1 protein-coding gene is annotated in these 328 nt (G+C 68.9%); it reads left to right on the top strand.

Annotation, left to right across the window (positions count from 1 at the left end; all coding sequences use genetic code 11):
• Positions 1-328, top strand: a 328-nt coding sequence (locus ASC93_RS00005; RefSeq protein WP_162251774.1) for a hypothetical protein, incomplete at both ends; no start/stop codon positions are given.

Raw genomic sequence — 328 nt, 5'->3', positions numbered from 1 at the left:
CCAGATCGCTGCGCTGAGCACGATGCAAGTCGCCAGCGGCCTGACGACCGCCGAGATCGCCGGCCTGAAGAGCAACCAGATGGGTGCGCTGACGACCGCGCAGATCGCCGCCCTGAGCACCGTCCAGGTGGCTGCCATCACGACCGCCGACCTGGGTGCACTGAAGAGCAACCAGGTTGCCGCGCTGACGACCGCCCAGGTTGCCGGCATGGGCACGGCCCAGATCGCCGGCCTGAGCAGCGCCCAGGTGAGCAGCCTGAGCAGTATGCAGATCGCCGCGCTGAACACCGTCCAGGTTGGCGCCATCGAAACGGCCGACCTGGCCGCG

This window comes from Massilia sp. Root335 (assembly GCF_001425685.1).
GTDB classification, from domain to species: domain Bacteria; phylum Pseudomonadota; class Gammaproteobacteria; order Burkholderiales; family Burkholderiaceae_D; genus Telluria; species Telluria luteola.
Note: the sequence above shows the minus strand (reverse complement) of the source record. Positions and strands in the feature narration are given on the sequence as shown.